Raw genomic sequence first — 24,464 nt, 5'->3', positions numbered from 1 at the left:
ACTTGGGCTTTTCGCTGTCGTCAGCCTTTCAGATGCGCTTTCAGAAAGGCCAGCTTTTCCGTATGGAAAGAAGGTATGTATTCATGTCCGAAATACCGGTAAACCTTCAATTCTTTTTCCGTTTCCAGATGATTGTACGCGGCAAATACCGTCGACGGCGGGGTCACACGGTCAATCAGCCCGATGGACATGAGCACCGGAACTTTTACGCGGTCCGCCAGATTCATGATATCAAAATAGGCCAGTGTATTCATCGCGGCCTTCTCCGTTTCAGGGCTGCCGTTCTTTCTGAAAAAGGAGTTAATCTCAAGATACGGCTCATCAAGAGCGACATCAATGGCCCGCTCAAAATTGCTTAAATAAGGATAATCGGCCGCAACCGCTCTCGGAATGTCAGATAGTGCCGCCGCGGCGATTGAAAGTCCGCCTCCCTGGCTCCCGCCGATGACGGCGATCCTCGTTTCATCAACTTCATCAAAGCCGCTGATGACTTCCAAAGCCCGGACGGCGTCTAAGTACACGCCGCGGTAATAATATGTATCTTTATCTAAAATCCCTTTCGTCATCCAGCCGGGAACGTGTCCGTGCGGTGAGACGCTTGTATCTGTGCTGCTGTGCTGGCCGCGGACAAGCATGCCGAACGCGGCATATCCGTGAAGCGCCCAATTTACGATGTCATGTATATCCCCGTCATAGCTCGCATTATAGCCGTGATATTTCACGATGGCCGGATGCGGTCCTTGCCGGTCGGGAATGGCGTACCATCCCTCAATTTCCGCCTTGCCGAAGCTTCGGTATGTCAGCCGGAATACTTTCACGCCGTCAGCCGGGTAGCTTTCAGCCGTCAATTCAGGCTTTGCCTCTTCCTTTGCAAGCTCATGTAATGATGATGCCCAAAAATCCGAAAAGTCATGAGGAGCGGTTTTATTTGGTTTATAGGTTTGCAGTTGGTCGAGCGGCAAGTCGTATAATTGCATATCCGATTATTCTCCTTTGTTTTATAAGATTTAATTTTCTGACTCTATCTTAACACGATTTTACACTCATTTTCTAAACATTTTAATAAACGTTTGTTTAAAAACAAAAAAGCCGTGCGCTCACAGCGTCACGGCTCTTTTTACATCGGCTGATACAGGTCCCAGCCGATTTTTAACGTTTCTACGATATAATCGGCGATTTCTTCTGGTTCCAGATTATCCGTCGCCACTTTTGAATTATGTTTATCATAGATGCTTTGGCGCTCGTTAAAGAGCTGCTGCATTTCATCCATGGAACGGTTATGCAGAACGGGACGGCTTTCAATCAGCAGGTCAGCCCGCTGCTTCCAATTCTCCCATGATAAATCAAGATGGAGCACGAGGCAGTTTTCAAGGCAGCACTGTCTGATTTCCTCTTGTTTAAACGAACCGCCCCCAAGCGACACGATCTTGAATTTCGTATTACGGCAAATATCTAATATATAATCCTTTTCGGTCTGACGGAAAAAGGCTTCACCCTTCTGCTCAAACATTTCAGGGATGGACATATTGAAATCTTTCTCAATCTGCAAATCAATATCAATAAAGTCTCTGTATAGTTTCTTAGCGACCAGCTGGCCGATTGTTGTCTTTCCGACACCCATGAATCCGATCAGTACGATATTTCTTTCTCTTACGGGAATGGCACGTTTTGCGTTCATCTTCGGCGAAATCCTCCTAAGAAATGAAAAAGTTATGTTTATTATATGATAACTCAATATTGAAATATAGAGATAATGCAATGAAAGAAAACCCATCCTTTATAAGAAGAGATGAGTTTTTCTTTCTATCGGAGCTTAATGCGTTCCACCTTTCCGACAATGAAAATATAAGAAAATGCCCCGATAAATGCGACAGCGCCGACAAACAGAATCGCTCCGTTATATGAACCGGTCGCAGAAACGATAAACCCGATGAGAAGCGGGGTGATAATACCGGCCATATTGGCGAAAAAGCTAAAGACGCCCCCTGCCAATCCGATTGTTTCGCTTGGCGCGACCTCACTCAGCATCGTCCAGGATATATTGGACATGCCCTGCGCAAAAGAAGCAATGGATAAGATCGTCAAAACCGCGGGAGCAGAATCCGTAACATTCGCAAGCACGATGGAGCCTGTCAGCAGAAGACCGAGGATGACGGGCGTTTTCCGGGCAACGTTCACCGACACCCCCCGTTTCATCATGCCGTCAGACCAAAATCCGCCGAACAATACGCCGAAAAAAGCGGCGATATACGGGATTGATGCGGCAAAGCCGACTTTTAAGAAAGCCATGTGCTTTGCCTCCGCCAGATAAGTCGGAAACCATGTCAAAAAGAAGAACAGCGTGGAGGCTACGGCGAATTGGCCGATATACAATCCGACAAGCTTGCGGTATTTTAGCAGCTGGACGAAATCCGCCCACGATATCCCGCCGGCTGAATCAGACACCTCAGTCAGTCCGCCGCCTTCTTTAATATAATCAAGCTCCTCACGATTCACTTTCCGATACCCGTTCGGCTCGTGATACATTTTAAACCAGAAAATGGAGAAAACAATTCCGAGCACCCCTGAGGAAATAAATACGGCGCGCCAGTCAAATGCCGTTAACACCCAGAATAAAACCGGTGTGGCAAACGCCAGCCCGACATATTCCCCCGCCGTATAAACACCCGTCGCAAAGGCGCGTTCCCGCCTTGGAAACCATGTCGTGACAATCCGGTTGTTTGCCGGAAACGCCGGCGATTCAGCTATGCCGATGAGCAGGCGGCAGCCGAATAGAAACCCGAAACTTGTCGCAAAAGCTTGTACTCCGGTAAAAACCGACCACACAAATAAAGAAATTCCGTATGTCCGTTTTGACCCGAATTTATCCAAAATGAGCCCGCCTGGAATCTGCATCCCCGTATAGGTCCAGCTGAACGCAGAAAAAACGATGCCCAAAAGCGCGGGGCTTAGGTTCAGCGAATGTTGAATGGATGGGCCGACAATAGATACACTGGCTCGGTCTATATAATTAATCGCAGTGATAAAAAACAAAAGAACCAATATCACATAACGAGCGCGAGTCGGTTTATTGCGGACGGGACTGAAGGCCCTCAGCTCCGTTTCTTTTTTCAATGGCTTCTCCCCCCTTACTCGAATGAAATTAATTGTACAACACTTCGGTTAATTATTTAATACTTTGACGCAAAAAAGCGTTAAACAATTTGTGTGCCGCACTGACCTGATGCAGACACACCCCGCTTATAAAAAAGTGTCTGCCCTTTTCACCTGTTTATCCGTATCGCACCCGGGGAAAAAGTACACATATGATAGACAGTTACGGGAGGATTATCGATGAAACTGAGTTTTTGCACGACAGGATTTAAGAAAAAGCATATTTTCGACATCATTTCTTTCGCGAAGGAGCACTCCTTTGAGGGAATCGAACTGTGGTACGGACACGCTAAACAATATATAGAGGAAATCGGCCCGCTCGACAGGCTTTATCAGCAGCTTCAGGAGGTAGGCATCGGGGTGCCTGCCGTCAGTTTGTACACTGACTTCGCCACTCAGGATGAAAGGCAGGCGTTAAAGGATGTTCAAAGGGCATTAAGCGCGGCACGACAGCTGCACAGTCCCTTGATCAGAGTCTTTGCCGGCAATCTTCCTTCGCACCGGACGTCACCGGAAAAGTGGCAACGTGCGGTTGATCAATTTCAGCAGGCGGCACGGCTCTCAGATGACTATGAAGTCGATATCGGGCTTGAGATTCATTACGATACGTACGCGGATACACCGGAGGCGGCGCTGGCATTTTTGGAGGATGTCGGACATCCGCGGGTCCGCACCATTTTTGACGGCTCCAACCTACACGTCAATCACGTTGACCAAATGTCCGCTTTGGAAAAACTGTATCATACCGTCAGCCACATTCATCTGAAAAACTATCACTGGAATTTTGACAACTGGTATCTCAGCAAGCCAACTCCGATTTTTCAAGGAGATCTCGATCAAAAAGCATTTTTAAAAGAGCTGATGAACAGACAATATGACGGTTTTGTTTCTCTTGAGTATTTTGGGGAACATGCCTTTACGCATATAAAGGAATCGCTCCGCGAATATACGTCTGTTTTTTCCCGCTGACTCTTCGATCGAAGGGTCTTTTTTTGTATCATATAGAAAAAGGGGGATATCATGATGATCATTTGGATAAATGGGGCTTTCGGTTCCGGAAAAACACAAACAGCGTTTGAACTGCACAGAAGACTGAAACCGTCTTACATATATGATCCTGAAAAGATGGGGTTTGCGATGCGTTCGATGATACCGCCGGATATCGCTGAAGATGACTTTCAAAGCTACCCTCTGTGGCGGGAATTCAATTACAGCATGCTTTCCTATTTGTCAGATACATATCAGGGCATCATCATTGTGCCCATGACCATTACGAACGATCAATACTTCCATGACATTATCAGCAGGCTGAGACAGGATGGCCGGACCATTCACCACTTTACCCTGCTGGCTTCAAAGGAAACATTGCTGAAACGCCTGCGCACCAGAGCGGAAGGAAAAAACTCCTGGGCCGCAAAACAAATCGACCGCTGCATCAACAGCCTGTCTGATAGCCTCTTCACAGAACATCTCCATACAGACCAAATGTCTATTCAGCAGGTCGCAGAAACGATCGCTGCCCAAGCAAATCTGCCTCTTGAGCCTGATTCGAGAGGAAGCCTTCGAAGATTCACCGACAGATTGATGGTGAAGCTGAATCATATCCGTATCAAATAAAAAAACGTTTTGAAAACATGTCCCTGATCCATGCAAATGGATCAATAAATAAAAAGCCCCTCTGAAGGTTAAGAAAAAAATTTTAGAAATGCAGAAGGAATTTTATGGATAATAATCTAATTATTAACACTGTAACACATTTCATTTGAAAAGGGAGTGCTCGAAATGAAATTCAAAAAAGTGTTAACCGGTTCTGCGCTGTCTCTTGCCTTACTGATGTCTGCCGCTCCTGCCTTTGCCGCATCACCAACAGCATCCGCATCCGCGGAAAATAGCCCAATCTCAACGAAAGCAGATGCCGGCATTAATGCCATCAAACTCGTTCAAAGCCCTAACGGCAACTTCGCTGCTTCTTTCGTTTTAGATGGGACAAAATGGATTTTCAAAAGCAAATACTACGACAGCAGCAAAGGGTATTGGGTAGGGATTTATGAAAGTGTAGATAAATAAAAATGAGATAAACAAAAAACCTCCCTTTCAAAAGGGAGGTTTTTTTCATTCTATTTCCACCAATCATCAAACATCGATGCCGGCACCTGGCGCTTATGCTCTGTAGTGAGGTAGCGTTTTTCCAGCGCCTCAATCACTTCGGAAGAAACGTCCTTGCCTTCTAAATAATCATCAATGTCATTGTATGTGATGCCGAGTTCGGTCTCATCAGTCTGCTGCGGTTTTTCATCAAGCAGATCGGCCGTCGGTAATTTCAAATACAGGCGTTCCGGCGCGCCGAGCTCTTCTAATAAACGTCTGCCCTGGCGTTTCGTTAATCCGGTCAGCGGCAGCAGATCAGCTCCGCCGTCACCGTATTTCGTGAAGAAACCGGTCACCGCCTCGGCCGCATGGTCGGTTCCGATGACAAGCAGCCCCTCTTGTCCGCCGATGGCATATTGAGCGATCATTCTCATTCTGGCCTTTACATTTCCTTTGTTAAAGTCAGACAGCTGATCGCCCGTGTCTTTCTTATACTGATCAGCGAACGCGCTGACAGCGGACTTAATATCAAATGTCCATGATTTATCAGGTTTAATGAATTTGAGCGCCAATTGGGCGTCATCCTCATCCTGCTGTGTGCCGTGCGGAAGGCGGACGGCGATAAATTCAGCGTTTCCGCCTTCTTCTCTGATGCTTTCAGCCGCCAATTGGGCGAGGCGTCCCGCAAGCGTGGAATCCTGCCCCCCGCTGATGCCGAGCACAAAGCCTTTGGCACCTGTTTTTTTCAAATATTGTTTCAGAAAGTTCACTCTGTCCTCAATTTCTTGTTTCGGATCAATTGAGGGCTTTACATGGAGATCATTCATAATTTGTTTCTGGATGCTCATCCCAATCACTCCTCCTGCATTGTTTCTTTATGATCCATTTCCCGTTCATGCTGAAAATGAATCATGCCACTATGTACGACTCTCTGTTAAATATAGCACAGGTGCAGATTTTAAGTGAATCAAATACACCGGGATCAGCTGATTTCCACCCGCAGCGCCGTGATGCTGTCTCCGTTGCATTTTCCTTTTTCAATCGGACAGGATGAAAACGCGACGACGAGATCCATTTCCGCACGGAGCCGTACATAATCACCCGCGTCAGAAAGAGGCGTTTCGACTGATAAGTTCCCCTTCTCATCGAGCACCGTGTTCATAAAGATGGCAAATGGGTAATGCATATGCGGCCGCGGCACCCCGAACGGTTCAAGCGCCCCGCTCATATTGTCATAGCACGTATCCTGGAGCTCGTCTTTATGCTTTCCGTATAAAAGCCTGTTCATATCCGGACGGCAGGCGGGAAGCAGCAGGTCATGCTTGCCGACTGTATCCTCAATCAGCGTCAGCATCGGCTTGTATAAATTCGAATAAATATGATCACCCGTTTTTACATGAATGGACTGGTTGGCATCAATCGTCGCGCCCTGATCAAGATGTTCATAAAAGTCCTTGGCATGATAAGCCGTGAAGTCAGCCACCTGCTGTCCTTCCACATCGACTACTTTTATAATCTGCCCTTTGTGAACCTTCAGGCCGAGCCCTTTTTTCGGCGGTACAATAAATTGCTGTGTCATCAGACTGCTCCTTTTTTTCTTCTATTATGAACTTCGGCCGTTTGTTTCATGTAAAGCAATTTATTGGATGTATATTCCCCTTCTGACGGCTGCAATCTAAGCTTTGATAAAGGGGTTGAACTTCATGGGTAAATCACAGGACCAGCCTAAAGGGAATCTCGCTTGGTGGCAGCTCTCCTTAATCGGCGTCGGCTGCACAATCGGGACGGGCTTTTTTCTCGGGTCCAGCATCGCTATTGTCAAAAGCGGATATTCCGCGCTGATCTCATTTCTTATTGCCGGGCTTGGCACCTATTTTGTCTTTGAGCAGCTCGCGAAGCTTTCGGCCAAACAGCCCGAAAAGGGGTCTTTTTGCGCTTATGCGAGAAAGGCTTTCGGCACTTGGGCCGGTTTCAGCAACGGATGGGTGTACTGGTCGTCCGAGATGCTGATCACTGGAAGCCAGCTGACAGCGATCTCGCTGTTTACGAAGCATTGGTTTCCGAATGTGCCGCTGTGGATTTTCGCCTCCATCTATGCGGTGCTCGGTCTCTTGATTATATTTACGGGGCTGTCCGTTTTTCAAAAAACGGAAAATGTGCTCGCTGTTGTCAAGACGGCGGCGATTGTTATGTTTATCGTCATCGCCATATTGGCGCTGTGCGGTATATTTTCTCATAAACCGGATGTGCAGGTGCCGAACGAATCAAAGGATTTGTTCCCGCACGGAGCGATGGGGTTATGGACCGGATTGATTTATGCGTTTTACGCCTTCGGAGGAATTGAAGTCTTGGGGCTGATGACCGTGCATTTGAAAAAGCCGGAGGAAGCCTCAAAATCAGGCCGGCTGATGCTTGCCGTTCTTGCGGTGATTTACGTCATTTCTCTCGGCCTGGCGCTGCTGTTAGTGCCGCTGGGCAAATTCACCGAACAGGACAGCCCGTTTATTACATCGCTGAAGGGTTTTCATTTAGATATCATTCTTGATATATTTAACGGGATTTTTATTATTGCGGGATTTTCCACGCTCGTCGCCTCGCTGTTTGCCGTGACGACATTGCTTTGTACAATGGCCGATGACGGGGATGCGCCGAAATGCTTCAGATTAAAGGAAAACAAAAAAATCTGCTGGCCTGCGCTCGGATTGACGTTTGCCGGACTCATCGTCTCCATCATCCTGTCATTGGTGCTGCCGAAAAATATATATGAACACATGACAACCGCGGCGGGCCTGATGCTTCTTTATACGTGGCTGTTCATTTTGTTCTCGGGCAAGAAACTGCTTGAAACGACAAAGATGGGAACCGTACAGATTGTTATCGCCCTTGTGCTGATTGTCGCGGCCGTCTCCGGGACGCTGTTTGAGAAATCGAGCCGGCCCGGTTTTCTGGTCAGCCTTTGTTTTCTCGCCGTCATTGCGATCGTGACATGGATCGTACAAAAAAAGCAGGGACACAGCCCTGCCGGATCATAGCTTATTTCGTCGGTTTAAACAGTCTCTTCAAATAAGAAAAGGGACACTTTGACACTTGCGTCTCATCATCACGGAGGAAATATTGCTTCCATTCTAAATTGTCTTTTCCTCCGTACCACCCCAATCGGGGATGAAGAGGGGCTTCATCATACGCCTCTAAGCGTTTTCTGATCAGCCGGCTCATGTTTCGTCCGAACGCGGTTGAATCATTTAATCCTTCGAAAACCCATCTCGGCTGAAACGCCAGCATAAAAAACGGGAAGCTTCTGCTTTGTCTCGCTTCATGCGCAGGCGTCGCGCACAGAATAAAATACGGCTCGCCGTCAAAGCAGAACTCCCATTTATAATGTTCAGGGTCTTCCGGCATGTCTTCCGGCCAGTCATTCGGGTCGCAGCCGCTCAGCCGGTTTAAAAAAGACCAGAACAGCTCTTCATACGCCTCAACGGAATAATGCTCAGCTAAATCCTCAGGCGTATCAAAAATCACAAGCAGCGACGCGTATCTTCCGGTATCCCTTGAGATCTTTCCGTACTCGGACAGCAGCATCCCCACTTCCTCCGGGGTTCCCTCTTCGCGGGGATCACCCGCAAAAGATATCCGGAGCTGATCTGTCAAAAATCCCTGACGTCCCGGAATGCACGGAAACGCGTCCGCTTTATCACCTACTTTTTCTGATAGAAGCTCAAAAGCGACTCTCTGCCAATTTGGCATATCCAACAACTTTTCCTCAAGGCAACTTTTTGTGTACAGCTCGCTTGCCATCAGCCCACCTCCAGTATCGTCAGGATACGTTATGATGGAGACAGGCGATGGGTGACAGTCCTTCTATTTATGAGATGAGCATTTGAATCCCCTGCCAGCCGAAATAAAATCCGAAAACGATCAAAGACACACCCGCCGCTCCCGTCAGCCAGCGAAGCGCTGTTTCATGAAGAAGATTTCTGAAAGTGCTCGCAGCGACCGCCATGCAAAAATCCCAGATCAAAATGCCGAGAAGAATGCCGGAGCTGTAAATCAAAAGCTGATTTGCATCGAAGGATTCAGCGGTTTTGGCGAGAATGCTGCCGTATATGCCGAGCCAGAATAAAATGCTCAGCGGATTGGAAAGAGAAATAAAAAATCCCGCGCCGAATGTTTTGTAAAAAGCCGGTTTTCCTTTTCCGCTTCTGACATTCATGGCTTCCCTGATATTTTTTAACGTTTCGACTCCCGTATAGGTCAGCACGAAAAAACCGAAGAGCCACAAAAACGTTTTTACAAAAGGAGCGGTCAAAAATTGAGACAGCCCGAAATAGATCAGAATCATATACAGCCCGTCCGCGGCCATGGCGCCAAGACCGAAAATCCATGCATGCCAAAAGCCGTTTTTGATGCCTTTGTCAATTTGCGCCGCATTGACCGGTCCGACAGGTGCTGACAATGACAGCCCGAGAACGATGTAGCTTAAAAAGATGTTCATTGGCTTCCCCCTCATTCATGCAACTTGTACAAGTTATTCATGAATGGGCCGTGCTATGATATATTATTTTAATTTCTCAAGCTCGTCTTCCATCATGTCCGTCGCTTTTCCTAAAAAATCGAATATCAGCCGCAGTTCTTCTTCTTTATATTGCCGGCAAAGGCTGATCGTGGACTGGGATAAGGAGCTAAACAATTGCTTCACATTCGCCTTTCCGGCTGTCAGCGGCACGATAATCACCCGACGTTTGTCTTCGGGGTCTTTTTTCCTCATGACATATCCCGCTTTTTCGAGCCGGTCAATGAGCGCCGTTACCGAACCTGTGCTGAGACCGGTTTTTTTCCCAAGCTCGCCTGCGGTCATCGGGCCTGCTTCATTTAAGATATCAGCTGATTTTAAATCGGTCGGAAACAGACCGAGAGATTGAGCGGCCGCCTGATGAAAAAGGATCGTCCTTGTGGCCATCTTTCGGAATAACTGTATCGCGGTTTCCTCCGTCTCGCTTCTGGTATTTCTTGTTGACAACTGACAGGCCTCCCTATAAAATCAATTTATCTTGACGATCAAGATAATTTTCGGCAAATCTAATATGATCATAGCAAATTTAATGATCAAAAGTAAGTATGGGAGGAAAAAGCATGGAACAAACAGCCGCGAAGGACGCCTCGACGAAGTTTGTCGTCATCGGTCTTTTGCTGGGCATTTTAATGTCGGCTATGGATAATACAATCGTTGCCACTGCGATGGGAAATATCGTGGCGGACCTCGGAAGTTTCGATAAGTTCGCGTGGGTGACGGCATCATACATGGTAGCCGTTATGGCCGGTATGCCGATTTACGGAAAACTGTCCGATATGTACGGACGGAAACGCTTCTTTTTATTCGGTCTTATTCTTTTCTTAATCGGATCCGCGTTATGCGGAATCGCCCAAACAATGGATCAGCTCATTATTTACCGCGTCATTCAGGGAATCGGCGGAGGCGCGCTGATGCCGATCGCCTTCACGATCATTTTTGATTTATTTCCGCCGGAAAAACGCGGAAAAATGTCGGGCATGTTCGGTGCCGTTTTCGGCCTGTCCAGCGTTCTCGGGCCGCTTTTAGGCGCGCTCATTACCGACTCCATCAGCTGGCACTGGGTGTTTTACATCAACGTGCCGATCGGTATTTTATCATTGTTTTTCATTCTTCGTTATTATAAAGAATCCCTTGAACACAAGAAACAGAAAATCGACTGGGCCGGCGCAATCACGCTGGTGGTTTCCATTGTCGGTCTGATGTTCGCTCTTGAGCTCGGCGGAAAAACATATGATTGGAACTCCGTGCAGATCATCGGTCTGTTCGCTGTGTTCGCCGTGTTCTTTATCGCCTTTTTTATTGTGGAAAGAAAAGCGGAAGAACCGATTATCTCATTTTGGATGTTTAAAAACCGTTTATTTGCCACGGCACAGATTCTGGCGTTCCTTTACGGAGCCACGTTCGTCATTTTAGCGGTGTTTATCCCGATCTTCGTTCAGGCTGTGTACGGAAGCACCGCGACAAGCGCAGGCTTTATTTTGACGCCGATGATGATCGGCTCTGTTATCGGAAGTATGATCGGCGGAATTTTCCAGACGAAAGTGCGGTTCCGCACTTTAATGCTGATTTCCGTGGTCGCTTTCTTTATCGGAATGCTGCTGCTTTCCAATATGACACCGGATACGGCGCGTACGATGCTGACGGTATTCATGCTGATCTCCGGATTCGGCGTCGGCTTCAATTTCTCACTGCTGCCGGCTGCGTCCATGAACGATCTGGAGCCGCGTTACCGCGGAAGCGCCAACTCAACAAACTCGTTTTTGAGATCATTCGGTATGACGCTCGGTGTGACGATTTTCGGAACCATCCAGACGAATGTGTTTACCAACAAGCTCACAGATTCATTCAGCGGCATGAAAGGAGCGGGCGGTGCGATGCAGAACATCGGAAATCCGCAGGAGATTTTCCAGGCCGGCACGCGCGCTCATATTCCGCCGCACATTCTGGATCGCATTATTGACGCCATGTCGCAAAGCATCACATATGTATTTACGCTTGCGCTGGCGCCGATCGTCATTGCGGCCGTTACCATTTTGTTTATGGGAAAAGCGAGAGTAAAAACCTCTCAGGAAATGGCGAAAAAAGCGAATTAAAAAAAGCAGTACATGGCGTTTGTCATGTACTGCTTTTTTGTTTACTCTGCGAAATGCGGAGCGAGAATATCTTTCAGCACGTTTGCGCTGCGGCTGAATTGAGCCTGTTCTGTTTCATTCAGCTCAAGTTCCGTCACACCTGCAATGCCGTTCCGATTGACGACGGCCGGAACGCCGATAAAGACGTCGTTTACACCGTATTGGCCGTCCAGATATGTGCTGACGGTTAAAATGCTGTTTTCATTACGCAAAATCGCTTTTGTGATACGGGCGAGGCTCATCGCCACTCCGTAATATGTCGCGCCTTTTTTCTCGATAATATGGTAGGCCGCGTTTTTCACATCGTCAACAATCTGATCCAGCTCGTCCTGCTTGTAAGCTGTATTTTTCTCCAGCAATTGCTGCACCGGCACTCCGCCGATATTGGCGTGACTCCATACAGGAAGCTCGGTATCGCCGTGCTCGCCGATAATGTGGGCGTGTACGTTTTGCGGAGCGGCTCCGAAGTATTCACTCAGCATATAACGGAATCGCGCAGAATCCAGTGTCGTGCCGCTGCCGATGACGCGTTCTTTCGGCAGCCCGCTGAATGTCCATGTCGCATAAGTGAGAATGTCGACCGGGTTTGTGGCAACGAGGAAGATGCCGTCAAATCCGCTTGCCATTACTTCACCGACAATGCTTTTAAAAATGGCGAGATTTTTTTCGACCAGCTCAAGTCTCGTTTCGCCCGGTTTTTGATTGGCCCCTGCACAGATGCACACGATATCGGCATCCTTGCAATCCTCATATGTGCCGTAAGACGTTTTGACCGGATGAGGCGCAAATGCCTTTCCGTGATTTAAATCCATGACATCTCCCATGGCTTTTTCTCTATTTACATCAATGATCACAAGCTCATCTGTGATCCCTTGGTTAATTAACGCAAATGCATAACTGCTTCCAACAAAACCTGCTCCGATTAATGCTACTTTGTTCACTCGTTCGTTCATCATGTATGCTCATCCTCCAGTGTTTCGTGGTGTCTGTTTTTATCTTGTGAAGTATTTCACATTTATATTGTGCAATACTTCACAAACTTTTGCAAGAGAAAAGTTTGATTTTTGGACAAAAAAATATCGGTGATGGTTTCCGGATTGTTGACAACATCCTAAAACGGAACCGTTTTAGGATGTTGTCACATTTTCAGCGTGATTGAAGACGCGCTGTCCCTTTCCCAGAAGCGGGGGTTTTCCGGCACGCTGATGTGATGATAGCCCTATCCATTATTGCGGAAGATAACCATTCAAACCAGAATTGTTATACAAACCATTCTGCACATAATCAAAGCCGGGCTGGTTCTGTCCGGGCACTTGGGCGCTGCCATTGTTAAAAATCACTTTGGCGTTGGCCGTATCCGCATTCTCAGGCAGCGTCAGCGTGTACATTCCATCTGCATTCTTAGTCATGGCTTTCCCCGGCCACAATCCGGTTAATTCTATGGCCCTGCCTCCATCATGTTTGTAAATATAAGCATTTACCTGGCCCCAATGGTCCGGATTTTGATAGCCAATGATGTTGGTTTGGGACGGGTCTTTTTTAACAAACGTGTATTCTTGGGTTCTCGCTGCACCCTCGCCGTTCGTTCCGGTTAATTTAATGTTGTAAGTCGTGCCGATTGGATCTCCTTTCCCGATCGTTAGTCGGTCTCCATCCTTAAATGCTGTCTGCTGCCCATTATTGATTTGGTAAACGGCTTTTGTTGTTTTCGCATTTGCACGCAGGGTGACCGTCAGCTGATCATTGAAAGAATGGACTGCCCCCGTTTGGTAATTCTCAAGAAAGACATGAGGCGCATTTCCAATATCATCAGGATAAAGAACAGCCGCCGATCTGGCATTGATCGTACCTGTCAGTTTGCCGTTCGCTACTTGAAATGAACCGGCGCCGGCCCTATTATCATACCTGCCGTCAGGTAATTTCGCTGAAGTATTGATGGTGACAGAAGACGATCCTGCATTTGCCAGCACAACGCCTTTTGAGCCGCGCTGATTCATAAAGATTTGGTTGTTCCCATTCGGATTCGAGAGTTCCTCAGGCTGCCCGGCCATTACATTGTGAAATGTATTGACCGCAGTGATCGCCTGATCTTTAAATAAGGCGCTCCCGCGATCTCCTATTTGACTTTTTCCGGGAAATCTTACACCATTTCCTCCGCCCTCAGGTCTGGAAAAGAAAAGAGGCGTGCTTCCTGAGCGGGAACCAATCACTGCCCAGCCTAAACGAATATCGTCATCACTCATCCATGTGGACTCTTCATCATCATTGGCATACGTATCATGTGATTCCACCCATGTGACTAACTTGTCCGCAGACACGTCAGATGCATAATGGGAGAAATTCGACACACTCAGATTACGGTTCTTTAAAGCGGATCTGATGGAATGCCCGTAGTTAGAAGCCGTCACATTCATATAATTCGCATAAGCAGTATCTCTGGACGCGCTGTCTTGCAGGATTTCTCCGTATTGGAACTCCGCCGATGTATTTGTGATATTCGGCCAAAATTGGCTGCCGTAATTCCCGTCATCCGGAAGCTCTATATGCTTGGCGGCATCATAGCGGAACCCGTCTGCTCCGTCATTCAATGCTCTTTCCAAGAAACGTTTCAGATAGGCCTGCACCTCAGTATTCTGTGTATTCCAATCATACAGCCCAAGCAATGAATTTTGAGTGACGTCCCATCGATCCGACCAATTTTTAATTTGTGTGTTTCCATGGGTCCAGTTTGGAATACGCTTAATCTCGTCAGAAATCGCACCATAATCGCTGGTGGTATGGTTGATAACCGCATCAACAATGACTTTTACACCATATTTTTCCGCGGCTGCACACATGTCCTTAAATTCTTGTTCAGTGCCTAAGTAACGGTTGCCGATTTGGTACGATGTCGGCTGATACAGCCAGTACCAGTTCCTCATGCTTTTATCTCCTTGGTTCCCTTCCTTTACTTGGTTAATCGGAGACGTCTGAATGGCTGCATAGCCCGCATCACGAATATCTTTCATATTTTGTGTTAACGTATTGAACGACCAATTCCATGCATGAAGGATGGTCCCGTTTTTGACCGATGACGCGGTCACCTTATTCGATTTGTTTGCAGTTTCAGCGTTTGCAGCCGCCGGGCCTGACAAAACCAAATGAAACAGCAATAAAAATCCGGCGAATAACGGCAGTAAAGAGGTTTTGAATCGTTTTTCAAACATTTTTGACACTCCTTATTTGATTTTTGAAGACTGACTGCGGAGTCAAAAATTCCTCTTACTCTTTCTTCAGCTCCTTTCAACTGTTGTGAAGACTGGAGAATTCTGTTAACGCTTACATTTCAACTTATCACACACTCTCTATCAAAGCAACGTGGCAGAGTGAATTCAAATCTATATTCCTATCAATTAAAAAGACTTCCCGCTTTCAAACAAAAAAAGAAACCACCTGTCAAGATGATTTCTTTTTTATTTCTTTTATCGCTCTTCTGTAAGACAGCTTCACAATGACATACCGAAGCAGAAACAGAATGCCTCCGCAGACGATAAAAAGAAAGATCATTTTCAGCCAAGCAAAGAATGTATGGGGAAACCCCCTGTCGTACATCGTAATCGCCGCTACCGCAAAAGTGACCGCAATTGAATCTATCCGCTGCTGCTTCACCCGCTTTTGCAGTTCTTCTTTGGTGTCTATTCTCGGCATGAGCATTCCCGACGCTCCCGCCCTAATGCAATAATAAACAATTATAATGAAGAAAACCGCCAAGCTACCGGCCCATTCCCTAAACGGACAGTTCAGAACAAGTCCGCGTACGATGATGTCAAGCAAAGACAGTGTGCCCACAAGCATTCCGACTTCTGACCAAATCATTCGTTCTTTCTCTTTCACACTCTCACTCTTTCCATTCACGTTTGAAAGTCCGTTCCGACGCTGATTCATGACTTCCTCCCGTACTATTAAGAATGGCTTACAACTCCCATTATATCTTGCCGATTCATAATGATAAACCGAAATATCATTGACAAAAATGTTAATAAGGACCCCAATTGATCAGGACGCCTATGCAGATAAACACGAGACCGATGACAAACCAAATCAGCGCCAGCGGAATCATGAAGCGAAGCCACTTTACGTACGGAATGCCGCTGGCAGCCAGTACGGCCATCAGCACGCCGGAAGTCGGATTGACACAGTTTACGACGCCTTCTCCGAGCATGACCGCTTCAACCGCGACCTGTCTCGTGATGCCCATCAGATCGGCAAGCGGCGCCAAGATCGGAATAAATACGACCGCCTCCCCTGAGCCCGATGAAATCAGAAAATGAAGCAGGGCGCTGGAAATATACATTCCGATGGCGCCTGCCATCGGGCTGAAACCGTGCAGCAGTGACGCTAGTCCATTGACTACCGTATCAAGCAGCTTTCCATGTTCCAGGATAACGGAAATGCTTCTCGCCATTCCGACGATCAGCGCACCGTAAACGAGCCCCTGACAGCCTGTAATAAACGTTTTTGCGATATCATTTGCCGCCATTCCCGCAATCAGGCCTGACACGATTGAGATAAAAATGAACACGGCGGCCATCTCTGAATCAGACCAGCCAAGAGTAAGCGCGCCGTATAAAAAGCCGGCAAGCGACAAAGCCGCAACAGCCAGAATCAATTTATGGCGGACGGTAAACGGGACATGCTTGTCCTCCGGCTCAGAAACCTGCGGGAATGAACCTGCCGCCGGAAACCAATCGTTCCCCAGCAGACTGGCGTCCTTTGCTTTTCTGAGTTTTCTCGTATACCGATAAATATATAAAATAGATGATAACAGAAAACAAATGTAGACGGCAATCCGCAGGCCGATACCGGAAAACAGCGGCAGCTCCGCGATGCTTTGTGATAACCCGAGCGGTGAAGGTGATAAAATCGTCGCGTTAAACCCGGCATAGCAGCCGATATAAATGACGGCCGCTCCGGCCACGGCGTCCCATTTCAGCGAGCGGGCGACGATCAGGCCGATCGGAATAAAACCGATCACGGAATTAACGACGATGCCGGTTGTGCCGAGGATCGAAAATAGAGATCCGACAATCGCAATAAACAGCAGCTGTTTTGTGCGGAACGTACTGATGACATTACTGATCAATCCATTGATGGCGCCCGTTTTCTCCAAAATCGCAATGGTGCCGCCCGTAAACAGGATTAAAAAAATAATCGGCGCAGAACTTGTCATCCCTTCCTGAATCGCGGTAAAAAAAGCGATCGGGCTGACAGGAGACTGGTCTAAAGAATGATAGCTTCCCGGGACGGCGGACGTCACACTGCCCTTTGTCACCCTGTCAAATTCCCCCGCGGGAACGATGTACGACGCTATCGCGCATAGTAAAGCGACAATGAACAGCAGCACATAAGCATCAGGCATCACAAACAATTTCTTCTTTTTCAATACAGGTTCGGCCTTCGGCACAGCCATAACATCACCATCCCGCTTTAAATTTATAAACTATTCAGAAAATACAGATATGTGCTATATTATATACAGACCGATTGCCTGTTTTCAATATCAAAAATAAAAAACAGACAGCTTTTGAAGGAGGACTTACGGCATGAACAGACTCACAGCGCATGAAAAGCAAGTCATTATGGATATTTTTGACCACCTGCACGCTAATCCCGAAGTAAGCTGGAAAGAATATCAAACAACTGAATATCTGACTGAAAAACTGAAAGAGGCCGGCTGCCGGACCCGCACGTTTGATGATTGTACCGGTGTTGTCGGCGAAATCGGAGAAGGCTCGCCCGTTGTGGCTGTCCGGGCGGATATTGACGCGCTGTGGCAGGAAGTGGACGGTGTCTTTCAGGCGAACCATTCATGCGGACATGATTCACATATGACGATGGCGCTCGGCACGATGATGCTTTTAAAGAGTCAGCCGAAACTTCCGAAGGGCACCATCCGCTTTATTTTTCAGCCGGCTGAAGAAAAAGGCGGCGGAGCGCTGAAAATGATTGAAAAAGGCGTACTGGATGATGTTGACTTCTTATACGGCGTGCACGTGCGCCCCGTACAGGAAACGGCAAACGGCCGATGCGCACCGTCCATTCTGCATGGCTCAAGCCAGCATATAGAAGGCCTGATTATCGGAGAAGAAGCCCACGGCGCGAGACCGCATCTCGGCCTTAACAGTATCGAAATCGCCGCTCTTCTCGTCCAAAAACTCAGCTTCATTCATCTTGATCCCGGCATCCCGCATTCCGTGAAGATGACAAAGCTTCAGGCAGGCGGTGAGAGTTCCAATATCATTCCGGGAAAAGCATCGTTCAGCCTTGATCTCCGCGCACAAACCAATGCCGCCATGGAGAAATTAACCGCCGAAACCGAAAGAGCCTGTGAGGCGGCGGCTGCCGCATTCGGCGCAAAAATCGAACTGCAAAAAGAACACAGCCTCCCGGCAGCCGAGCGAAACAAAGAGGCGGAAGCCATCATGGCATCTGCGATAAGCGGCATTCTCGGAGAAGAACATGTGGATGAACCTCTTGTGACAACCGGAGGAGAGGATTTTCACTTTTACGGGTTAAAGGTGCCGAACTTAAAAACGACGATGCTCGGCCTAGGATGCGGTCTGCAGCCGGGGCTTCACCATCCCCAAATGACATTTGACCGAAGCGCCATCTTTACTGGCGTTGAGATATTAACGGCCGCCGTCCTCAAATCGTTTAAAGCATAAAAAAAGCAGCCCGTTACAGGGCTGCTTTTCTTCGTTATTTCTTCAAATCTTCAATTGAATTGACGTTTTTCATATACTGAGGAACGACCAGACCCATCTTGACGCCTGTCAGACTCGTTCCTACATCTTCATATTTGCCTTTATATTTAGACGCATATGCCTTATGGGTATTCGGAAGCCAAGCAGACAATGACGCATCCGCGCTGCCTGTCGCAATCGCAGTCCACATCGGTCCCGCCTCCACTTGCGTCAGCTTCACGTCATAGCCGAGGTCTTGAAATACTTTCCCGATTACATTCGTACTTGCGATTTCACTGTCCCACGCCACATAAGCCAGGTTGATTTTATCCCCTTTAACTTTATGGGCGCCTTTTGTCCATTGAGCCACTTGGTCTTTGTGTTTTTTCACATATTCAGCTGCGGCTTTGGCCGGCTTTTCGCCTTCCTCAACGGCAATCATGACTTCTCCCATATCGTCCTGCGTCCATTTGAACTGGCTGAGAACTTTGGCCGCGTTAGGCTGTTCCTTACTGAAGCCGGTTCTTGTAATTGTATGAATCTGCTCGGCAGTTCCGTACGTTTTTTTCGGATCATCAAGGAACTTCAGCTTGTATCTGGAGAACATCCAGTGCGGCGTCCAGCCCGTTACGATGATCGGCTTTTTCCGGTCATATGATTTCTTCAATGTCGCCGTCATGGCAGCACTTGACGCCGTGACGACATTCCAGTCTTTCAATCCGTAATCCTTCACGGCCTCATCCGTCAGGGCCATGATTCCCGATCCCGGATCAATACCGATAATGGTTTTGTTCACCTGGTCCGCAGCCGTTGCCTTACCATCAGTCTGCGAACCGCAGGCAGCCAAAGAAAGAGCCAGCGCAGCGGTAACGCCGACACCGATGATTTTCTTAAGCATCAGGCATTCCCCCTGCTCTTCTTCTTCACTTTAATGTTTTGCGTGATACGGTCGAGTGTAATCGCTACGATGACGATCGCGATACCCGCTTCCACTCCGACACCGGTTTTCAACTGTGTCACGGCGCTGTATACTTCAGAACCGAGGCCCGGCGCACCGACCATGGCCGCGATAACGACCATTGATAAAGCAAGCATGATGCTTTGGTTAATACCGGCAAGAATTGTTTTTGTGGCAAGCGGAAGCTGTACCTTGAACAGACGCTGAGACGTCGTTGAACCGAATGCTTCCGTCGCTTCGATCAAATCAGCCGGAACTTGTTTAATACCGAGAACCGTCATGCGAATCGTCGGAGGCATCGCGAAAATAACAGATGCCACGACGCCTGGCACAACCCCGATATTAAAGAAGAAAATTGCAGGCAGCAGATATACGAAAGCCGGCATGGTCTGCATTAAATCCAGAATCGGTGTAACAATGCGGCGGACCGTTTCTTTCTGAGACGCCCATATGCCGATCGGAACCCCGATAATAATGGAAATCAAAACAGATGTGACGACAAGCGCCAACGTTTGCAGCATCGGCGACCAATAGCCCAAATAATCAATAACAAGGAATCCGATTAACGTAAAGAGTGCAATTCCTCTCGTACTGATCCACCAAGCGAGAGCTGCAAAAATAACAGTCAATAAAATAGACGGGATGAAACCCAAACCGCTCACAATCGCGTTTACGAAAGCGGCCAAACCGTTTGAGATTCCGTCAAAGAAACCTCCGAACGTCATGGTAAGCCAGTCAACAAACCGGTCAACGATATCTGCTAACGGAATTCTAGGCAATCTGTCCATTTACTTCACCCCCTGAACAGAAGAATCCTGAGCTTGTTCAGCAGAATCTTCAACATTTATATAATCGTTATTTCCTGAAAGCGCGCCGATTAATGCGCCTTTTACGACAATGCCTTTCATGCGGTCCTTATCGTCCGTGACGGCGATCGGAATATTCGCATCAGACACGACATCGAAAATTTCCGTCAAGTATGTGCTTTCGTGCACAGTCGTAAATTCAGTATTTAAAATATCCTGAAGCGATAAGTCGGATTCCACCGCTTTTTTCGCATCCGCCGCGTGAATGACGCCGAGAAGCTGTTTCTGTTTATCAACGGCGTAAATAGAAGAAATACCGAGATTCTTCATGAGCTGCAGCGCTACACGAGGCCCTTTGTCAATCCGCACGGTTTCAGCGCGCTTCATGATGTGGCCCGCTGTCAGAACTTTGGATAAATCAACGTCCTCAACGAATTTCTCAACGTATTCATTGGACGGGCTCATCAGAATTTCTTCAGGCGTCCCGATCTGAACGATGTTACCGTCTTTCATCAGCACGATTCTGTCGCCGATGCGCAATGCTTCATCAAGATCATGCGTGATGAAGATGATCGTCTTGCCGACAGAGTCATGAAGGTCTAAAAGCTCATCCTGCATGTCTTTGCGGATCAGCGGATCAAGCGCACTGAAAGCTTCATCCATCAGAAGAATGTCAGGATCATTCGTCAATGCGCGGGCAAGTCCGACACGCTGCTGCATTCCTCCGCTGAGCTGATCTGGGAATTGGTGTTCAAAGCCTTCAAGACCGACAAGTTTAAGCGAATCAAGCGCTTTTTGCTCACGCTCTTTTTTGTCGACGCCTTGAAGCTCCAGGCCGTATTCCGTATTTTCAAGAATCGTTCTGTGCGGAAACAGTGCAAATTTTTGAAAGACCATGCTGATTTTTTTCCGGCGCACTTCCCGGAGCTGGTCTTTTGACATATTTGTTATCATGTCACCATCAATATAAATATTCCCGGCAGTCGGTTCAATAAGCCGGTTTAACAGCCGAACTAAAGTTGATTTACCGCTCCCCGATAGACCCATGATGACAAATATCTCCCCATCATATACATCAAAGTTTGCTTGATTGACACCAACGGTTGATCCGGTTGCTTTCAGGATCTCTTTTTTGTTTTTTCCGCTGGACAGCATCTGAATGGCTTTTTTTGTCTGTTTTCCGAAAACCTTAGATACATTTTCGACTTTTATCTTAATTGGTTTCTCATCCAAATTCATATTTTCCCTCCATAATAAGCAATCTTTAATACCGTAACACGTTTGTAATAAGTCAAACAAACATCATAATCCCTTTTTATTTTGTATCATTACTTTAAAAACATCCCTGTGTCTTATTTTCCTCTGGTATGCTTCTAAATACTCTCTAATCCTCCTTATTGAGGATAAATTATAAAGGAAACCGGGCTTTTATCAGGCTTGAGAACGTTTCCATCGAATGTGCTGCAAACTGATTTCCTATCCTTTTTTTACAAAAACAAGAATTTTTTCGCGACATTGTCCTGAAAAAAGAAGTTTTCCCCTCCTAAAAATAAGGAATATTTAAGGAAAAATATAGGTCTGTCAACAGACCGCTCACTAAAAAAAGCACCCCAAAAGGGTGCTCATTGCGCAAGCTCTGTCTGTTTCGTTTCTTTTCCGAGAATAATAATGGTGATGACGGCAATCAGGATGGCCGCACAAAAGACGGCGAAAATCACTGTAAACGAAACGTTCCGGGCTGCAAGCGATCCGACGAGAAGCGGACCGAAAATGCCGCCGATTCTGCCGACGGCCGCCGTTGTGCCGGAACCGGTCGCACGGATCGCCGCAGGATACTGCTCCGGTGTATAGGCGTAAAGCACGCCCCATGCGCCGAGATTGAAGAAGGACAGCAGCATGCCCGCTGTGAGCAGCATGGCCAACGAATCCGCGGCACCGAAGAAATAAGCGCTGCCCGCCGTTCCGAGCAAATAGATGACTAAGATGGTCTTCCGCCCCGCTTTTTCGATCAGCCACGCCGCAGAGAAATATCCGGGAAGCTGGGCAAGTGTCATCAGAAGGACGTATTCGAAGCTCTCAATCATGCTGTAGCCTTTCATCAGCATCACGCTCGGCAGCCATAAAAACATGCCGTAATATGAAAAGACGACGCAGAACCAAACGACAGACAGCAGCACCGTCGGCCGGATATACGGTTTCGTCCAGACACTTCCCGCCTGCCCGCGTATGCTTTTTTTCTGCGGCAATGCCTGATGCGCCGGTGATTCCGGAAGGCTTCTCCGCAAGTACAGCGCATAAAATGCGGCCAGCGCCGTTAAGAGCAGCGCGGCCTGCCAGCCGAATGACGGTATGACAAAGTAGGAAATCACCGCCGCAAGAAGCCAGCCCGCGGCCCAAAAGCTCTCAAGCAGCACGATGATCCGTCCCCGCTTTTCGGGAGCGGACGCTTCTGACACGAGCGTTGAGGCGACAGGCAGTTCCCCTCCAAGCCCCATTCCGATCAGAAAACGCAATATGAGAAAAACCGTCAATCCCGTTGCGAAAGCGGATATGCCGCTTCCGACAGAAAAGAATAACAGCGTGATCATAAACACTTTTTTCCGGCCGATCCTGTCGGCCAGCATTCCGAATACAAAGGCGCCCGCTGCCATACCGATGGAATTGACGCTCCCGATCCATTTCATTTGATCGGGTGTTAAATTCCAATCAGTGTGAAGCGCGGCGATAATAAACGATAAAATTCCGACATCCATCGCATCAAACAGCCAGCCCATTCCGGCAATCGCCAGAAGTTTTCGCGGAGTGACGGCAGGTTGTTTGTTCATAAGCAGCACCTCAAATCGAAAATGATTACCGTATAAGTTTACACCTGTCTTTACACATTGTCATTATCTTTTTTCGCAAAAAAATCCCGCTTGCCGTAAGCAAGCGGGGTGTGTGTTAATTCTTTAAGACTGCGTTTTTAATATTATCCTGAAGCTGTTGAATTCGTTTCGCTCCGTCTTCTCTGATACGTCTGTTCTCTTCCTCGATCTGTTTCGTTTCCTGCATACCGCTGACAATCGTATTCCAAGACGTTTCAATCGTCTCAATGTCAATGCTCGGACGGCCTGCCATACGGGCAATTTCCACGCTTTGGTTTGAGATATTTTCAGCGTTTCGCTTCAGCATTTCATTCGTGCGGCGGTCCAGCTCGCTCATTGAATCAGCCACAAGCTTTTGCCGTTTGACTGTGACAGCCTGAATGATGCCGTTTTTGAAAATCGGAATCGTAATGACGAAAGCGGAATTGATTTTCCCGATGAGCTTCGTATTTCCGCGCTGAAGGAGGCGGATCTGCGGCGCCGTTTGCAGCGCCACCATCCGCGCCATATCTAAATCATAGACACGTTCCTCAAGCGCCTGAAGCCCGTCACGCAGCGTATCAAGCTGCATTTGCGCAAGCTGGTTTCCGCCTGCCGCTTTTTCTTCATAAGAAGGAATGAGCGCCTGCATTTCCTCAAGCTTCATCTGCCCGGCAACGACATACTTTTCAAGCTCCATGTAGTAGTTAATGTTGTTTTCATACATCTCTTCCAGCGTATGGTTCGTCTTTGCCATTTCATCTTTGTATTTTGAAATTTCGACGTGGATTTTTTCAATTTCTCCGCCCAGGGTGCGGTACTTTTGAAAAATCTTTTCAATCATGCTGTTGCCGCGTTTGAACATTTTAGCGAGAAATCCTTTTGGTTCATCGAAATCATTTTTGTCAAAACGGTCCATGATTTTTCCGAGCTGCGTCAGCATTGTGCCTGAATCCGTGACACTTGTTGTTTTCATCATATTTAAGATGCGGTCGGAGAACTTCGAGATTTCAACTGCCGGTTCTTTTCCGTACTCAAGCAGCTCCATTTGGTTTTTCACGTCAATCTGCTGTGAAATGCGCTGCACCTCAGGGTCTTGGCGCAGCTGCACCCTGATGTCATCTGCTTTTTGTTCAGAAATCTCTTCATTTTTATCAAGAACAAGCGGATTTTGATTTTCTGTCATGTTTAT

General features: G+C 47.5%; 23 protein-coding genes. 6 read left to right on the top strand and 17 right to left on the bottom strand.

The window, feature by feature from the left end; translation table 11 throughout:
* Positions 1 to 20: 20 nt before the first annotated feature.
* The 3 genes from cah to JNUCC22_RS01670 all read right to left on the bottom strand — a co-directional run bounded on the left by cah (position 21) and on the right by JNUCC22_RS01670 (position 3,114).
* Entirely contained in the window at positions 21 to 977 is a 957-nt protein-coding gene (cah, locus tag JNUCC22_RS01680) for a cephalosporin C deacetylase (RefSeq protein WP_038456910.1), read from the bottom strand.
* Between the two features lie 140 nt (positions 978 to 1,117).
* The gene (locus JNUCC22_RS01675) at positions 1,118 to 1,678 is read right to left on the bottom strand and encodes a shikimate kinase (protein ID WP_038456909.1); all 561 of its coding nucleotides are present in this window, start codon (positions 1,676 to 1,678) and stop codon (positions 1,118 to 1,120) included.
* A gap of 125 nt (positions 1,679 to 1,803) precedes the next feature.
* Positions 1,804 to 3,114, bottom strand: coding sequence for an MFS transporter (locus JNUCC22_RS01670; RefSeq protein ID WP_038456908.1), 1,311 nt, complete (start codon positions 3,112 to 3,114; stop codon positions 1,804 to 1,806).
* 219 nt (positions 3,115 to 3,333) lie between these two features.
* On the opposite strand from JNUCC22_RS01670, the gene JNUCC22_RS01665 reads away from it, so the two are divergent.
* The 3 genes from JNUCC22_RS01665 (at position 3,334) to JNUCC22_RS01655 (ending at position 5,220) form a co-directional block, all read left to right on the top strand.
* Positions 3,334 to 4,122, top strand: coding sequence for a sugar phosphate isomerase/epimerase family protein (locus JNUCC22_RS01665; protein WP_038456907.1), 789 nt, complete (start codon positions 3,334 to 3,336; stop codon positions 4,120 to 4,122).
* A gap of 54 nt (positions 4,123 to 4,176) precedes the next feature.
* Positions 4,177 to 4,770 (top strand): tunicamycin resistance ATP-binding TmrB, encoded by a 594-nt coding sequence (gene tmrB, locus JNUCC22_RS01660; protein ID WP_007409063.1) that lies wholly within the window; start codon positions 4,177 to 4,179, stop codon positions 4,768 to 4,770.
* Positions 4,771 to 4,935: 165 nt separating this feature from the next.
* Positions 4,936 to 5,220, top strand: coding sequence for an antimicrobial peptide LCI (locus JNUCC22_RS01655; RefSeq protein WP_007409062.1), 285 nt, complete (start codon positions 4,936 to 4,938; stop codon positions 5,218 to 5,220).
* A 50-nt stretch (positions 5,221 to 5,270) separates the two neighbouring features.
* On the opposite strand, the gene nadE is transcribed toward JNUCC22_RS01655, so the two are convergent.
* On the bottom strand, positions 5,271 to 6,089 hold the full coding sequence (gene nadE, locus JNUCC22_RS01650) for an ammonia-dependent NAD(+) synthetase (RefSeq protein ID WP_072588774.1): 819 nt from the start codon (positions 6,087 to 6,089) through the stop codon (positions 5,271 to 5,273).
* A gap of 134 nt (positions 6,090 to 6,223) precedes the next feature.
* Positions 6,224 to 6,820, bottom strand: coding sequence for a DUF1989 domain-containing protein (locus tag JNUCC22_RS01645; protein WP_011996295.1), 597 nt, complete (start codon positions 6,818 to 6,820; stop codon positions 6,224 to 6,226).
* Between the two features lie 124 nt (positions 6,821 to 6,944).
* Between JNUCC22_RS01645 and JNUCC22_RS01640 the strand changes: the two genes are divergently transcribed.
* Positions 6,945 to 8,273 carry an amino acid permease gene (locus JNUCC22_RS01640; protein ID WP_053104602.1) on the top strand — a complete coding sequence of 443 codons (1,329 nt, stop codon included), beginning with the start codon at positions 6,945 to 6,947 and terminating at the stop codon, positions 8,271 to 8,273.
* Position 8,274: 1 nt separating this feature from the next.
* Here JNUCC22_RS01640 and JNUCC22_RS01635 read toward each other — a convergent pair whose 3' ends face one another.
* The 3 genes from JNUCC22_RS01635 to JNUCC22_RS01625 form a co-directional block, all read right to left on the bottom strand.
* Positions 8,275 to 9,036: a YqcI/YcgG family protein gene (locus JNUCC22_RS01635; protein WP_216062067.1), complete on the bottom strand. Its 762-nt coding sequence runs from the start codon at positions 9,034 to 9,036 to the stop codon at positions 8,275 to 8,277.
* A gap of 67 nt (positions 9,037 to 9,103) precedes the next feature.
* Positions 9,104 to 9,733 (bottom strand): LysE family translocator, encoded by a 630-nt coding sequence (locus JNUCC22_RS01630; RefSeq protein ID WP_003156625.1) that lies wholly within the window; start codon positions 9,731 to 9,733, stop codon positions 9,104 to 9,106.
* 63 nt (positions 9,734 to 9,796) lie between these two features.
* Positions 9,797 to 10,258, bottom strand: coding sequence for a MarR family transcriptional regulator (locus tag JNUCC22_RS01625; RefSeq protein WP_003156626.1), 462 nt, complete (start codon positions 10,256 to 10,258; stop codon positions 9,797 to 9,799).
* A 113-nt stretch (positions 10,259 to 10,371) separates the two neighbouring features.
* Between JNUCC22_RS01625 and JNUCC22_RS01620 the strand changes: the two genes are divergently transcribed.
* Positions 10,372 to 11,904 carry an MDR family MFS transporter gene (locus JNUCC22_RS01620; protein ID WP_015239110.1) on the top strand — a complete coding sequence of 511 codons (1,533 nt, stop codon included), beginning with the start codon at positions 10,372 to 10,374 and terminating at the stop codon, positions 11,902 to 11,904.
* 41 nt (positions 11,905 to 11,945) lie between these two features.
* Here JNUCC22_RS01620 and JNUCC22_RS01615 read toward each other — a convergent pair whose 3' ends face one another.
* The 4 genes from JNUCC22_RS01615 to JNUCC22_RS01600 all read right to left on the bottom strand — a co-directional run bounded on the left by JNUCC22_RS01615 (position 11,946) and on the right by JNUCC22_RS01600 (position 17,392).
* Positions 11,946 to 12,899 carry an L-lactate dehydrogenase gene (locus JNUCC22_RS01615; protein WP_020955286.1) on the bottom strand — a complete coding sequence of 318 codons (954 nt, stop codon included), beginning with the start codon at positions 12,897 to 12,899 and terminating at the stop codon, positions 11,946 to 11,948.
* Positions 12,900 to 13,169: 270 nt separating this feature from the next.
* Positions 13,170 to 15,149, bottom strand: a complete 1,980-nt coding sequence (locus tag JNUCC22_RS01610; protein ID WP_216062066.1) for an alpha-amylase — start codon at positions 15,147 to 15,149, stop codon at positions 13,170 to 13,172.
* 229 nt (positions 15,150 to 15,378) lie between these two features.
* Positions 15,379 to 15,867, bottom strand: coding sequence for a DUF6773 family protein (locus tag JNUCC22_RS01605; RefSeq protein WP_007409054.1), 489 nt, complete (start codon positions 15,865 to 15,867; stop codon positions 15,379 to 15,381).
* A gap of 91 nt (positions 15,868 to 15,958) precedes the next feature.
* Positions 15,959 to 17,392 carry a YfcC family protein gene (locus tag JNUCC22_RS01600; protein ID WP_038456901.1) on the bottom strand — a complete coding sequence of 478 codons (1,434 nt, stop codon included), beginning with the start codon at positions 17,390 to 17,392 and terminating at the stop codon, positions 15,959 to 15,961.
* A gap of 133 nt (positions 17,393 to 17,525) precedes the next feature.
* On the opposite strand from JNUCC22_RS01600, the gene JNUCC22_RS01595 reads away from it, so the two are divergent.
* Positions 17,526 to 18,647 (top strand): M20 peptidase aminoacylase family protein, encoded by a 1,122-nt coding sequence (locus JNUCC22_RS01595; RefSeq protein WP_032867319.1) that lies wholly within the window; start codon positions 17,526 to 17,528, stop codon positions 18,645 to 18,647.
* Positions 18,648 to 18,681: 34 nt separating this feature from the next.
* Here JNUCC22_RS01595 and JNUCC22_RS01590 read toward each other — a convergent pair whose 3' ends face one another.
* The 5 genes from JNUCC22_RS01590 to JNUCC22_RS01570 form a co-directional block, all read right to left on the bottom strand.
* The gene (locus JNUCC22_RS01590; RefSeq protein ID WP_007409051.1) at positions 18,682 to 19,563 is read right to left on the bottom strand and encodes a glycine betaine ABC transporter substrate-binding protein; all 882 of its coding nucleotides are present in this window, start codon (positions 19,561 to 19,563) and stop codon (positions 18,682 to 18,684) included.
* The gene (opuAB, locus tag JNUCC22_RS01585; protein WP_003156639.1) at positions 19,563 to 20,411 is read right to left on the bottom strand and encodes a glycine/proline betaine ABC transporter permease subunit OpuAB; all 849 of its coding nucleotides are present in this window, start codon (positions 20,409 to 20,411) and stop codon (positions 19,563 to 19,565) included. Before opuAB ends, JNUCC22_RS01590 begins: the two co-directional genes overlap by 1 nt.
* Positions 20,412 to 21,668 (bottom strand): glycine/proline betaine ABC transporter ATP-binding protein OpuAA, encoded by a 1,257-nt coding sequence (gene opuAA / locus JNUCC22_RS01580; protein WP_003156640.1) that lies wholly within the window; start codon positions 21,666 to 21,668, stop codon positions 20,412 to 20,414.
* Between the two features lie 383 nt (positions 21,669 to 22,051).
* On the bottom strand, positions 22,052 to 23,254 hold the full coding sequence (locus JNUCC22_RS01575) for an MFS transporter (protein WP_025284192.1): 1,203 nt from the start codon (positions 23,252 to 23,254) through the stop codon (positions 22,052 to 22,054).
* A 115-nt stretch (positions 23,255 to 23,369) separates the two neighbouring features.
* Positions 23,370 to 24,458, bottom strand: coding sequence for a toxic anion resistance protein (locus tag JNUCC22_RS01570; protein ID WP_007609246.1), 1,089 nt, complete (start codon positions 24,456 to 24,458; stop codon positions 23,370 to 23,372).
* Positions 24,459 to 24,464: the final 6 nt, after the last annotated feature.

Origin of the sequence: Bacillus sp. JNUCC-22, assembly GCF_018861275.1 — a bacterium.
GTDB lineage: Bacteria > Bacillota > Bacilli > Bacillales > Bacillaceae > Bacillus > Bacillus velezensis.
This window is presented reverse-complemented; position numbering and strand designations above follow the sequence as displayed.